This is a genomic window from Roseibium sp. MMSF_3412 (genome assembly GCF_030733265.1).
Lineage (GTDB): Bacteria > Pseudomonadota > Alphaproteobacteria > Rhizobiales > Stappiaceae > Roseibium.
In genome coordinates, this window is sequence record NZ_JASHJI010000008.1 from 112,155 (window position 1) to 125,117 (window position 12,963).

Sequence of the window (12,963 nt, forward strand, 5' to 3'; positions counted from 1 at the left end):
TCGGGGCGAACTGGCTGGGGACATAAGGGGACTTTGAGAATGCGGATCGAGCGGCGCTATACCAAGGAAGGCCAATCGCCTTACGCCGACATTGAATTTAGGACGGCAACGAGCGAAATCCGGAACCCGGACGGCTCGATTGTGTTCCGTCTTGAGGACATTCAGGTCCCTGCGCAGTTTTCGCAGGTCGCCTCGGATATCCTGGCTCAGAAATATTTCCGCAAGGCCGGCGTCCCGGCAAAACTGAAGCCCGTTGAAGAGAACACGGTTCCGTCCTGGCTGTGGCGCCACGAAGCCGACGAGGACGCCATGAGCGACCTCGCCGAGGACCAGCGCTACAATTCGGAAATCGACGGCAGGCAGGTATTCGACCGTCTCGCCGGCACCTGGACCTACTGGGGCTGGAAGGGCGGCTATTTCGATCAGGAATCGGACGCCCAGGCGTTTTACGACGAACTGCGGTACATGCTGGCAACCCAAAAGGTCGCGCCGAACTCCCCGCAATGGTTCAACACCGGTCTGCATTGGGCCTACGGCATCGACGGCCCGAGCCAGGGACACTTTTATGTCGACTACCAGTCCGGCAAGCTGACGAAATCAAAGACGGCCTACGAGCATCCCCAGCCGCATGCCTGCTTCATCCAGTCCGTTCAGGATGACCTTGTGAACGACGGCGGCATCATGGACCTCTGGGTCCGCGAAGCGCGTCTCTTCAAATACGGCTCCGGTACCGGTTCCAACTTCTCGTTTGTCCGCTCTGAAGGCGAAAGACTGTCAGGCGGCGGCAAGTCGTCGGGACTGATGAGCTTCCTGAAAATCGGCGACCGGGCAGCAGGTGCGATCAAGTCCGGCGGCACGACGCGCCGCGCTGCGAAAATGGTCGTGGTTGATGTCGATCACCCCGATATCGAGGAATACGTCAACTGGAAGGTCAAGGAAGAGCAGAAGGTCGCGGCACTCGTCACCGGCTCCAAGATCTGCCAGAAGCACCTGTCCGCGATCATGCGCGCCTGCGTCAACTGCGAGGCGGACAATGGCGACTGCTTCGATCCGGCCAAGAATCCGGCCCTGAAACGCGAGATCCGCGCTGCCAAGAAGATGATGGTTCCGGAGAACTACATCCAGCGCGTCATCCAGTTCGCAAGGCAGGGTTTCACCAAGATCGAGTTCCCGACCTACAACACCGATTGGGACTCCGAAGCCTATCTGACCGTTGCCGGACAGAACTCCAACAACTCCGTCCGCGTCACGGACGGCTTCCTGTCCGCCGTTATCGATGACGGCGAATGGGACCTGACGGCCCGCCGCACCGGCGAAACACTGAAAACGGTCAAGGCGAAGGAACTCTGGGAACAGATCGGTTACGCCGCCTGGGCGTCCGCCGATCCGGGCCTGCAGTACCACACCACGATCAACGACTGGCATACCTGCCTCGCGGACGGCGAGATCCGGGCTTCCAACCCGTGCTCGGAATACATGTTCCTGGACGACACGGCCTGTAACCTGGCATCCCTGAACCTGATGCAGTTCCGCAACGAAGACAGGTCCTTTGCCATCGACAACTACGAGCACGCCGTCCGCCTGTGGACGATCGTTCTCGAAATCTCGGTCCTGATGGCGCAGTTCCCGTCGAAGGAAATCGCGGAACTTTCCTACAAGTTCCGCACCCTCGGGCTCGGCTATGCCAATATCGGCGGCCTGCTGATGACATCCGGCATCTCCTACGATTCCGATGAAGGCCGTGCCCTGTGTGGCGCTCTGACCGCCGTCATGACCGGTGTTGCCTACGCAACCTCCGCGGAAATGGCCGGCGAACTGGGCTCCTTCCCCGGTTACAAGAAAAACGCCAGGCACATGCTGAAGGTGATCCGCAATCACCGCCGCGCGGCCCATGGCGAAACGACAGGCTACGAGGGTCTCAACACGCCGCCCGTTGCGCTTGACCACGCGAACTGCCCGAATAAGGAAATCGTCGAGCGGGCGAAAAAGGCCTGGGACCGCGCTCTGGAGCTCGGCGAAAAGAACGGCTACCGCAACGCGCAGTCGACCGTGATCGCGCCGACAGGGACCATCGGCCTTGTCATGGACTGCGACACGACCGGCATCGAGCCTGACTTCGCCCTGGTGAAGTTCAAGAAACTCGCCGGCGGCGGCTATTTCAAGATCATCAACCGCGCCGTTCCCGAGGCTCTGCGCGTGCTTGGCTATTCGGAAAGCGAAATCGGTGAAATCGAAGCCTATGCGGTCGGTCACGGTTCGATCGATCAGGCCCCTGGTATCAACCCGGCAAGCCTCTCCGCGAAAGGCTTTACCGAGGAAAGCCTCGGAAAGCTCAAGGATGGCATGAAGTCGGCCTTCGACATCAAGTTCGTCTTCAACCGCTGGACCCTCGGCGATGACCAGCTGAAATCGCTTGGCGTCTCCGACGAACAGCTGGAAGACACCGAATTCGATCTGCTCTCCTTCCTTGGATACTCCAAGGCGGACATCGAAGCGGCGAACACGCATGTCTGCGGCGCGATGACCCTGGAGGGCGCGCCCTTCCTGAAGGAAGAGCACTACCCGGTCTTCGACTGCGCCAACCCGTGCGGCCGTATTGGCAAGCGCTTCCTCTCGGTGGAAAGCCACATCCGCATGATGGCGGCGGCCCAGCCTTTCATCTCCGGCGCGATCTCCAAGACGATCAACATGCCGAACGATGCAACGGTCGAGGACTGCAAGGAAGCCTACATGCTTTCCTGGAAACTCGCCCTCAAAGCGAATGCGCTCTATCGCGACGGCTCCAAGCTGTCACAGCCGTTGAACGCGCAGCTTCTGGCCGACGACGAGGAAGAGCAGGACGAGGCGATCGAGGACATTGCCGCCAAGCCGCAGGCCGCCAAGGCCGAAGTCGTGGCGGAGCGGATTGTCGAGCGCATCGTCGAGCGGGTTGTCCGTGAACAGGAAAAACTGCCGACACGGCGCAAGGGCTACACCCAGAAGGCCAAGATCGGCGGGCACACCGTGTTCCTGCGCACGGGTGAATATCACGACGGCCGCCTCGGTGAGATCTTCCTGGACATGAACAAGGAAGGCTCCGCGCTGCGTGCCTTCATCAACAACTTCGCCATCTCCGTTTCGCTCGGCCTCCAGTATGGCGTGCCGCTCGAGGAATATGTCGACGCGTTCACCTTCACCAAGTTCGAGCCGGCCGGCATGGTCCAGGGCAATGATGCCATCAAGAACGCAACGTCGATCCTCGACTATGTGTTCCGCGAACTCGCCGTCTCTTATCTCGGCCGTCACGACCTGGCTCACGTTCCGCCGGAAGTCTTCGGCACCACGGGCGAAGGCACGTCTTCCGGCGAAGACCGCGGCCAGAGCGGACAGATCGTTTCCCACGGCCTCGTCCGCGGCCAGACCGAGCGGTTCCGCCTGGTTTCCAGCGCCGGAGAACCGGCCGGTGAAACCACGGAAGCCATCTCGGTCCAGACGGCGAACACGCCGGCGGCTCAGGTCTCGGCTGTTGCAACGGCCTTTGCCCGCGGCACGGAAGCTGCGGCAGCGGTGGAAATCGCAACCACGGCCCCTGCCCCGCAGGTCGCCACGGCTGCCCAGCAGATCGCCCAGGCCCGCATGAAGGGGTATGAGGGAGAAAGCTGCGGCGAATGCGGCAACTTCACCATGGTCCGCAACGGCACCTGCCTGAAATGCGACACCTGCGGCGCGACCAGCGGCTGCAGCTGACGGTTCAGTCGGAAGACCGCCAAGGCCGGCCAACCACCGGCCACAGCGCGGCTTCCGGCGCTCAGACCAAAGGACCCGCCCATCGGAAACGATCGGGCGGGTCTTTCTTTATGTCTGCGTGTTGAGGTCTGCTGTGGGGACGGGAGGGGACTGGCGGGTGTTTGTCGTCGCAACAGTAAAGCGGACATTATCGCTGCGCCTACGTGCGGGCAAAAACGGCCCAGCCCGGTCATTGGTTCGAAGCCTTTTGAACGTCCGAACTGCTTAATCAGGCGACTTTGAGCGCACGGTTTTTCGTGATCAGAAATGAAGCTGTCTGAGTTAAGTGGCATCTTTGGAGTGCCGGGACACTACTCCAAGGAGATCTGGAAAGCGGTCTATCGTTACCGAGCAAGCGGGCCAAACCGCTAATTCGGCGTTCAGTACACGCAGGAAAAACTTCCTGCAGCTGACGAGCAAGTGGCCCTTTTTTGATTAGATCGGACACAAGCGCCGTCTCGTTCTGCAAAACCGTTTTTACAAATTAACCTGCAAGAATTTTCAGGATGCTGTCTTGCCAAAGCCAAGAGCTGACTATCGGGCCGTAAAGAGGATATCTTTAGGCCTTTTACATTGAACAGTTTCCTCAGTGCTGTCCGGCTCTTTTCCCCCCAGATCCCATCGACGGTACCGGCTTTACATCCTGCTCTGTTGAGTTCTTCCTGCAGCCGCCTTGCAAGATCCCGACCGGCGAGGCCGTAATCCGGATCATCCTGCTCCATCGTGAGATCGTAGTCACCGAACGGGTCTTTCTTTGATGCGGTCTGATGTTCTTTGATCAAATCCATGGATGAACCCGGGAGCATCGCCACATCCATATCCACGACACTTCGCGCTTTTCTTGCCTCTTCAAGTTTCTCGATCAACCGTTTGGCTTCCAATTCACGCGCTTTGATCGCCGCCTCCAGGTCCTCGACCTGAGAGTATAAAGCGTCATCCCTGTTCAGTAGCCCCTCCAAGTCCGAGCCCACCGTGCGGTCGGGCGTGCTGGCGGCAACCGGATTGTGATCCTGAGGTATCACTGTCTGACCCTCCAGTTTTGCAATCATGGCCGTGTTTGCTTCGGCCTCCTTCTCGGCGCTCTCAAGAGCCGCCCGATTTGCCGCCGCAAGATTCTCCGTCTCGGTTTGAAGGCGTGCTTTTTCAACTTTCAGGCGCTCGACTTCAGCAGCATTTTCCCGCGAAAGCGCGATTGCCTCTGCAAGGGTCTTCTTTTGCGCTTCGGACAGTTCTTGCGATTGCTGCGCCAACTCGGCCTTTTCCTGTTCTAGCCGAACCAGTTGTTTGAGTTGATCAGCGGCATCTCTTCGAGCGGCCTCCAGAGCATTTTCCTGGAGTGCCAAGGCCGCCTGCGCCTCTTCTTCCAGCAAGGCCTTTTCCCGGTTCAGAAGCGCGATTTGTTCCTCGCGCCGCTTGGCTTCCTCGTTGGCCGCTGCCAATGCGGCGGCCTGTCGTTCGGCATCCTGATTGCGTTCCTCAAGCAGCCTCTGTCTTTCAGCTTCCAGTTCTTCCAAAGCGGAGGCCTGGCGACGCGACCTCTCCTGAAGCTCCTGCAAAAGGTCCACGCGTTCGATTTCCTTCTTGCGAATGGAGGAAATTTTCAGTTTCGCCAAATCTGCAAACTGACCTTGCGGAAATCGTTCCAGATAATTCTCGAAGAAAGACAGATCCTCAGATCCCTGGATGCTCTCCCAGTACGCAAGATCAAATTTGCGCTGTTCGACTATCGGATCTATCTCAGCAGCCCGTAGAACAACCGGGCCTGTCAAAGAAGAGTTGCTCCACGGCACCTGGCGCCCGTCGGTTTCCTGCAAGACCTTCTGGCGCACCTTTCGAAGTATGACGGCAATATCGTCGCCCGGTGCTTCCAGATGTTCCAGCAAGGCACCGGTAAAGGGACTGTGTCTGCCGGTGCCATCATAGGCCACATTGCCCGGTTGGGTCGAATAAGCGACCAGCGTTCCGACCCCGGTCTCTACCGGTGCGAGACCGCGATCGGGTCCGAGCGATCGTGTGCCCATTGTTTGCGCAAGGTTCAAGGTGAGAGGATTGTCTCGGCAGGCATCAAGAAACACAAGATTTGTGCGCCGTTCACGTTCCATCTGCGACATGATCGCTTCCAGACGGATGGTCTCAAATTCGAGGTCGGCTTCGTCGAACAACTCGGTGTCAATCGGTGCCAGATAGTTCTTGCCACGCACCTGAAGGCCATGTCCCGCATAGTAGAGCAACGCGATATCCGCCCCACGGATTGCTCTCGTATACTCCTTGATCTTGGCCACGAAACCGGCGTGATCGAGATCGATCCCGCGAATGACCTTAAAATCCAGTCGTTCGAGCGCATCAGAAATGGCTTCCGCATCATTCTTGGGATTGGGGAGGCCCGGTACGTGTTCGTAAGCCGAATTGCCGATGACAAGTGCCACGCGCTCATCTGCCTGCGCCGGCGAAAACGCCAAAATGAAAAAGGAAACCAATAACCCGCCGAATTGAAGCACATGGGCATGGCACCAGTTGACAATTTTGGCCGTCAGCACAAAGAGCATTTCAATAGCCGTAAGCAAAAAATCTCTCGGCCATCACTATCTTCAGTTTTCATCAACCCGTCAATTTCCGAGGTGTAAATCCTGTTGCTTCAAAATGCTGAATGCAACACATTGGCTCGCCCGCTATTTTCAAGCAATCAAACCTCAAGTTTCGCAAAGTAAGTATGGGCAAGAATGGCCTCGAGCCGCCCTTGATGCCACTTACCGCGAACGTCGGCTCCGAGCCCAGACTTACGAATTTGGCGTCTCGCGCCATGGCCTGAGACGCAGGCAAAACCCGTGGCAACGGATATTCAAACCCACCTTAGCCCGCACAGTTACGAGTGCGGATCATAAGCTCTGACTTGACCTTTTCGCTTTCTTGAACACCTGCAACGTCGTCGAGCAGATCGCGGAAATTGTTCCCGGCGACGTCTTCGAGCGCCGGATTGGCAAGGAGGAGCAAGTCTTTCGCAGGCCAGGGCTCAAGCGGTGTGAAGCTCCAGATTTGTTCTGCCTCTTTGACGTCTATCTCACCTCTAATGGCATCGCTCGTCTCGGTCTCTACACGAAGCGCCTGCGTCAGAAGGTGTCGGTCGAAGGGGCGGTCAAACGTGATGGTCAATGGTTCTCGCACTCCGGCGCAAGGCGAATTGGCTGTCCAGAGGCGTGTGTCTGGACGCGTGCGTAGCGCATCAGAGATTTGGAACGTCTTTCGGAAGGTTGATAGAGCCGACGTTCCGTCGGCGGAGGACCAGCCGGCCTCTACCGTGAGCGCATATTGCTGACCGGCAAGCAAGGCGGGGCCGAGTTCTAAATTTGTCGCGACTTCTCGCTTGATGCGACCGGGATCAATCAAAACCGTCAGCCGCGTCCTGTCTTCATTCCAAAGCTCTTGCTTGAACCGCATGAAGGCGGCCTCATCGACTGCTCCGGACGCATTACGCAGTTTGATATGGTCAAAAGCGACCTGTGGCTGCATCGGCACGGTGAAGTGGATGTAAAATCGGAGTGTGTTCTCGGGCAGCGTGTCCCCGCTTGGATAGATCTCTGTCACCGCAGCGGGAGTTATCTCGGCTTCAGCAGGAATGCGGAACGCGACCTGGGCCTCTTTGCCATTCGTCAATATTTGCGCGACGTAGTCCTGACCCGGTTCAAAGGCGAAAGCAGGGGCAAATGTGAGAGAGCCCCTGTCCGGCGTATAGCGACCCGCAATTGGCGTCTCGGCACCGCGTACATAGACCCTCAGCATCTCTGCATGCGGCGTTTCATCTGTCAGATGCAGCGTCACGGGATCAGTACCCTGTTCCGGAAGTGTCAGATCTTGTGCCTGTGTTATCGGAGCGAGGGTGCTTAGCAATAGGGTCGCCAAAAACGTGGCGACCCCTTTTTTTGTACCCGGAGCCATGACCGTCACTGCATCCGCGACGGATCGGGCTGGTATTGCGGAAAATCCATCTCCGCGAGCATGTCGTGAATGCGGTTCGGAAACCAGGTCGGATTGGTGTCAAGGTTCAGGTCACCCGTATACGGATCCCGCGTGACAGAGGTGAAAAAGCCACCGCCAACAAGGGTCGTATGGAGGGGGACGCCATTAAACATAACGGCTTTCCCGACTGGCCCGTAAGGCATAAGCGGATGCATATCGAGCTTGGGGCCACGTGGAAGCACATCATGCGTCACGACCTGCGCATCCTGCAGCCCACTGATCGGGATGACTTGGGGAGACCGGCTGTCACTGGTGACGAACAGCATTGGCTCCGCATCGCCTCCGAAGGGAGACTGATGGATGAAGGAGATCATGTCGAGCGGCTGCCCATTGCCATAGTCCATCAACGTTCGGGCGGAAATTTTCGCGCCGTCGGTGATCTCGTCCAGCGGGACAAGGACAATCGGGCTGCAGGTATAGGCGGCGACCAGCTGTGGCTTTCCGTCAATCTCCTGCACTGACATAGCCCGGATCGGTGCGCGGCTTTCATATTGGTCATGGGTGATGTGATACATCTCGACGCTGGCGATGCCTTGCGTACCGTCGAACGGGTAAGAGATGCGACGGAGGGAGGACAGGAAGTTGTCATGCGCAACACCGGAGACAAACAACTCGCCCCTGAAATACTCGATATCCATGATCGCCAGCGTGTTCAACGGGATGTCACCCTTCGCGATGTCCCGTGGAAGGGGTGGGAATGGCCCCATGCCGCGCACCCCGAATGTGGGTTCGCCTTCGGGGTAGGCCGTCAGTTCCTGCCTTTGGAAAGGAAGGGCGTCGATATCCAGCAACGCCAGCTGCTGGTCCCGCGAGATGGTGATAATTGCCGGTTGGGAGGCAAGATTACCAATCCGGGTGACCGAGATGTAAATATCGTTGGAGACCGGATGGGCGGCTATGTCGTTGATTTCGATCGCTCCCGCATTGACCCCCAGCAACTCGGCGATTTTGGCGTCGATGTTGGCAATTGAGCTGGGCTTGATTTGCTGATCGTTCGCTTCCTCGGGGATTTCGAACGCAAAGATTGCACCGTTGTGGTTGTCGCCGACGAAAAGCGTGCCATCCTCGGAAAACTCAAGCGCACCTGCGAATTTGATATCGAGCGATGTCTCAGCAAGCGCGGACGTGCCGATTGCGAGCGCGGCGACGACTGAAATGGTCAACTTGGCGCGTTTGAGCATTGAATGGTCTCCCCTTGTTTAAAACGTCAAGTGGCTCGTGTGGTTCGCAGAACGGTGACGAAGGTCGCGTTCTCCAGCTGAGTTGCATCTTTGTCGCCTGTCAATTAAGGTGAATCAAATGAAGAATATTCTCTTTCGATGAATCACATTCACTATGAGTGCCCCGCCCCTTTCCAAGATCGACTTGAACCTTCTGGTCGTGCTTGACGTCCTTCTGCGCGAGAAGAGCGTGGGGCGGACGGCTGATCGGTTGAACCTGACCTCTTCTGCCGTCAGCCATGCGCTCAAACGTTTGCGCCTGCTCTTTGACAATGAACTGCTTGTACGGGACGGGCGGCGCATGGTACCGACCGCGCGAGGGCAAAGCCTCGCCGAAACACTACCTTCACTTCTGGCGCAGGTTGAACACACGCTTGCAGCGCCCGGGCCTTTCGCCCCTGCTTCCTCGACCCGCAGCTTTCGCCTGGCCGCTCCGGACTTTATCTCGCCATTGCTGCCGCACTTACTGAAGGTGATTACAGACGAGGCCCCTGGGGTCAGCGTGGAGCTGGCAGCGTATTCGCCCACCGCCGCTTTGGACATGCACCAAGGTCGCTACGATGCGCTCATTGCGCCGAGCTTCAAGCTGACCGATGATCTGCGCGGCGTCGAATTGGGATCGTGGCCATGGGTAACCTTCGGCCGCAAAGACCACCCTGGCTTCGTCAATTGGTCGCTGGAAACTTGGGCACGGTTTCCGCACCTTCTGGTCAGTGCGTCCTCACCGTCAGGGCGCAATCCAATTGATCTCGCAGCTTCAAAGCTTGGCGCAGCGCGAAACATTGGAGCTGTGGTGCCGCATTTTTCCATGGCCGCACCTATTCTTTCAGGGACCAACATGCTTCTGACGGTGCCGTCTATCGCAATGCACGACAGCGCAGTGGTCTACGGGCTCGTGCAACGTAACCTGCCTTTAGAGATACCTCCGCTCAAGTTATCACTCTTCCACAGTGCACAGAGCGGTGATGAACCCGAAATCCGATGGTTCCGAACCCATATTGCCGATGCTGCCCGAGCACTGGTCAGTTTAGCGTAGCGCCTTCTGTTTCCAGGTGCGTTGGTCATAGCTGGCTTGGTCAACGAACGTCCGCTTCTGCCGGAGACCGCCTTTTGTTGTGCAGGGCTCCTGTGGCAGCTTTGTCCACTCAACCGTCGTTCGTTGATACCTCAGTTTACGTTCGCTTCCAGCCCATCCCTTGAATTCGCTGCGCCTCACATGAATGTCTGCTTTCGAGCGCAGGCTTCAACGCCGTGAACGACCGACTTGGGGGCGCAAAGAAGTCGCAAATGACTCACCATCATCTATCACGATGCGGAGGGAGCCGACCTTTGCAGCATTACCAGCCGATGACATTTTTGATGGTCTGCAAAACAGAGCTAACCGATTCTCGATGAGGCTAAGGTAGAACGGCGCCGGTCAGGCTTACTTTTGTCCGGTTCGGTCGGAAGACCGCCAAGGCCGGCCAACCACCGGCCACGGCGCGGCTTCCGGCGCCCAGACAAAAAGACCCGCCCATAGGAAACGATCGGGCGGGTCTTTCTTGTGACAATCCGAACGCTTGCCAGCCTGAGCAGTGAATGGGGCCGTGTTGCAGCTCAGTTGAAGGCCGGTCAGGACATCGCGACCATCTCAGATCGGCCAGTTTTCAAGATCTTCGGCCAGACCAGCCACCGCCGCCTCGAGAAGCGCCTTGCCGTGCTCTGGCGTTGCCAGCGCGGAGTGAGATCCCACGCGTCCGTCCGGGAAGCTGCGGCGGTGTTCGTCAGGGGGGCCGTGGCGGTCGCCGGCATGGCGCCTGATGTAGTCAGGCGAGAGTTTTCGCGGCGGTTCCGCTGCCGCTCCGGGGGGCAGGATCCGATGCGTCGCCTGGGTTATCGCGACTTCCGACGGCGTCGCATGCATGCCTTCCCAATCACCGTAGAGCTCCTTGCGAAGTGTGCCCACGGCTTCAAAATCCCACCACGACCGGACCCGTATTTCCAGGTTTTTGCGGGCCTCGGCCTCATCGGCGATCTGCAGGACCGGTTCCAGGTTCGCACCGTGACCGTTGAGGAAAAAGATCCTTTGAAATCCCTGGCCATGCAGGCAGGCGACAATCTCCGAAACCATGGCCTTGAATGTCTCCACCGACACTGAAATCGTGCCGGGGAAAGCAGTGTTGAAGGGAGCCGGTGTCAATGCGAGCGTAGGCGCAACTAGGGTCGCGGCGCGCTCTCCGGCAAGCCGGGCAATGGTTTGGGCGCAAAGGGCGTCCGTGCCGATAAGACCCATCGGACCGTGCTGTTCCGTTGAGCCCATCGGCAGAATGATGGTTCTGCTGCGTTTGAGATAGGCTTCGACCTCAAGCCAACTGCAAAGGTCAAGCCTCATTTGGAGGCCATCCAGGTCTTGAGACGGGGTGTGTATTGCAAAAGCTCGGTGCTCACCGCGCCATGTGCGTTCAAACTCTCGAGATAGGCCTGCATGCGCCGGCTCAGGATGGGATCCTTCCGGAAGTGCGTTGTCAATTCACCGATCCAAAGGCAGGTTACCGGCAAACCGCAATCCGCCAGCGTCAAACACCGCGTCGTCTCCGGCAGCAGCGTTTCCATTTGCGTCAGTCTTTCGCTCAAGGTGCTCCATTTCCCGGCAACTGCCTCAGCGTCCCGCTCGCCCCCGATCATCGGAAAGAGCGCACGCAAGGCCGGTTCAAGCCTGGTGTCGTGAAACCGTGAACGCTCTCGAATTCGCGCCCTTTCCAGGCTGTCACCCGGCAGCATGTCGGGTTCGGGCCGCAGCTCGTTGAGATATTCGGCGATAGCCTCGGAATCGCTCAGAAGTTGCCCGTCATGTTCGAGCGCGGGCAGACTGCCGCCCGGTACGAGATCCTTGTAGGTTTCAGAGCCGTAACCGCCCGGAGGCGGCACCTCTTCCCACGTCAGGTTCTTGTGGCGGAGCACGATCCGAAGCTTGGCGCAGTAAAGGCTTACGGGGATCGCATAGAGTTTCATCATCAAGTCGGCGGGGCATCCCTGATCGGGTGCCCCGCTCCTTCCCTGGTCGGTCCGGACCTATTCCTTCAAGCGCCACTTCTTGCCCAGAGCGTCGAAGAACCCGCGCTCTTCTTTGAGCGCGATCCAGGTGTTGACGTAGTTGATCCAGACCTGATCATCCTGCGGCAGCAGCATGGCGATCGGCGTCGGCGCCTTCGGCGCGCTCACCGGCACGATCATCATCTGCGGGTACTTTTCAACGAGCTTGAGCGCTTCAACATTGGACGTGATATGCGCGTCTGCACGTCCTGCCAGCACTTCCTGAAAGTCACGGGCCGGTGCTTCGACGATCTGGTGCGTGGCATCAGGAAAGAAGTCCTTGACCTGCTTTTCCTGCGTCGTGCCAAGCGTTGCCGCGACGGTCACATCGCTCTTGTTGAGGTCGTCCCAATCCTTGAACTTGTCCGCATTCGTTTCCAGGATGAGCGGAACGGTTGCCAGCGAGAAATAGGATGTCGAGTACCCGGCCGCCTTCGCTCTTGCCGGAGAAACGGAGGCGGAACCGGTAATGTGATACTTGCCTGCCGTGACGCCGCTGACCAGCGTTTTCCAATCCGTCGGAACGAACTCGACCTCGACATTGAGGTCCTTGGCCAGCTCGGTCATGACGTCGATGTCGTAACCTGTATAGGTGTTGTTCGCGACGTCCTTCATCGTCATCGGGTTCCAGTCGCCGGTCGTTCCGACCTTCATAACACCGGCGTTCAGAATGTCGTTAAGCGCCGATTGGGCCGATGCGGGAAGGCTGGCAAGTGCCAGGAAGCAAAGCGTGGCTGTTGTCTTGATCAGTTTCATGCCGTTCTCCTCTCAGGATGAGGTGATGGTTCGTTGTGCACCGCAGTTTTGCCGGGTGATAAATTTATTGCACTACACTCAAATACATGACTAACTAATGGTCAAGACTTCCTTTTGAGCAATATCGAATTTGTCT

The 12,963-nt window shown here is 58.0% G+C and carries 8 protein-coding genes; 2 read left to right on the forward strand and 6 right to left on the reverse strand.

Features of this window, described 5'->3' with window-relative positions; genetic code table 11:
- Positions 1-39: 39 nt before the first annotated feature.
- Positions 40-3,726, forward strand: a complete 3,687-nt coding sequence (locus RBB49_RS15620) for a vitamin B12-dependent ribonucleotide reductase (RefSeq protein ID WP_306143781.1) — start codon at positions 40-42, stop codon at positions 3,724-3,726.
- 419 nt (positions 3,727-4,145) lie between these two features.
- On the opposite strand, the gene RBB49_RS15625 is transcribed toward RBB49_RS15620, so the two are convergent.
- The 3 genes from RBB49_RS15625 to RBB49_RS15635 all read right to left on the reverse strand — a co-directional run bounded on the left by RBB49_RS15625 (position 4,146) and on the right by RBB49_RS15635 (position 8,960).
- A complete protein-coding gene (locus RBB49_RS15625; protein WP_306143782.1) occupies positions 4,146-6,329 on the reverse strand; it encodes a caspase family protein in 2,184 nt (727 codons plus the stop codon).
- A 286-nt stretch (positions 6,330-6,615) separates the two neighbouring features.
- Positions 6,616-7,581, reverse strand: coding sequence for a hypothetical protein (locus tag RBB49_RS15630; protein WP_306143783.1), 966 nt, complete (start codon positions 7,579-7,581; stop codon positions 6,616-6,618).
- 122 nt (positions 7,582-7,703) lie between these two features.
- On the reverse strand, positions 7,704-8,960 hold the full coding sequence (locus tag RBB49_RS15635; protein WP_306143784.1) for a hypothetical protein: 1,257 nt from the start codon (positions 8,958-8,960) through the stop codon (positions 7,704-7,706).
- A gap of 184 nt (positions 8,961-9,144) precedes the next feature.
- Here RBB49_RS15635 and RBB49_RS15640 point away from each other — a divergent pair, with 184 nt between their 5' ends.
- The gene (locus RBB49_RS15640) at positions 9,145-10,035 is read left to right on the forward strand and encodes a LysR family transcriptional regulator (RefSeq protein ID WP_306143785.1); all 891 of its coding nucleotides are present in this window, start codon (positions 9,145-9,147) and stop codon (positions 10,033-10,035) included.
- A 594-nt stretch (positions 10,036-10,629) separates the two neighbouring features.
- Here RBB49_RS15640 and RBB49_RS15645 read toward each other — a convergent pair.
- The 3 genes from RBB49_RS15645 to RBB49_RS15655 are packed head-to-tail and all read right to left on the reverse strand — an operon-like array spanning position 10,630 to position 12,827.
- The gene (locus RBB49_RS15645; RefSeq protein WP_306143786.1) at positions 10,630-11,370 is read right to left on the reverse strand and encodes a creatininase family protein; all 741 of its coding nucleotides are present in this window, start codon (positions 11,368-11,370) and stop codon (positions 10,630-10,632) included.
- Positions 11,367-11,993 carry a glutathione S-transferase family protein gene (locus RBB49_RS15650; protein WP_306143787.1) on the reverse strand — a complete coding sequence of 209 codons (627 nt, stop codon included), beginning with the start codon at positions 11,991-11,993 and terminating at the stop codon, positions 11,367-11,369. The genes RBB49_RS15645 and RBB49_RS15650 overlap by 4 nt, the downstream gene beginning before the upstream one ends.
- Positions 11,994-12,050: 57 nt before the next feature.
- The gene (locus RBB49_RS15655; RefSeq protein WP_306143788.1) at positions 12,051-12,827 is read right to left on the reverse strand and encodes a transporter substrate-binding domain-containing protein; all 777 of its coding nucleotides are present in this window, start codon (positions 12,825-12,827) and stop codon (positions 12,051-12,053) included.
- Positions 12,828-12,963: the final 136 nt, after the last annotated feature.

Coding starts and splice junctions, on each gene's coding strand:
- RBB49_RS15650 (WP_306143787.1), bottom strand. CDS start 11,993: ATGATGAAACTCTATGCGATCCCCGTAAGCCTTTACTGCGCCAAGCTT.
- RBB49_RS15645 (WP_306143786.1), bottom strand. CDS start 11,370: ATGAGGCTTGACCTTTGCAGTTGGCTTGAGGTCGAAGCCTATCTCAAA.
- RBB49_RS15620 (WP_306143781.1), top strand. CDS start 40: ATGCGGATCGAGCGGCGCTATACCAAGGAAGGCCAATCGCCTTACGCC.
- RBB49_RS15655 (WP_306143788.1), bottom strand. CDS start 12,827: ATGAAACTGATCAAGACAACAGCCACGCTTTGCTTCCTGGCACTTGCC.
- RBB49_RS15635 (WP_306143784.1), bottom strand. CDS start 8,960: ATGCTCAAACGCGCCAAGTTGACCATTTCAGTCGTCGCCGCGCTCGCA.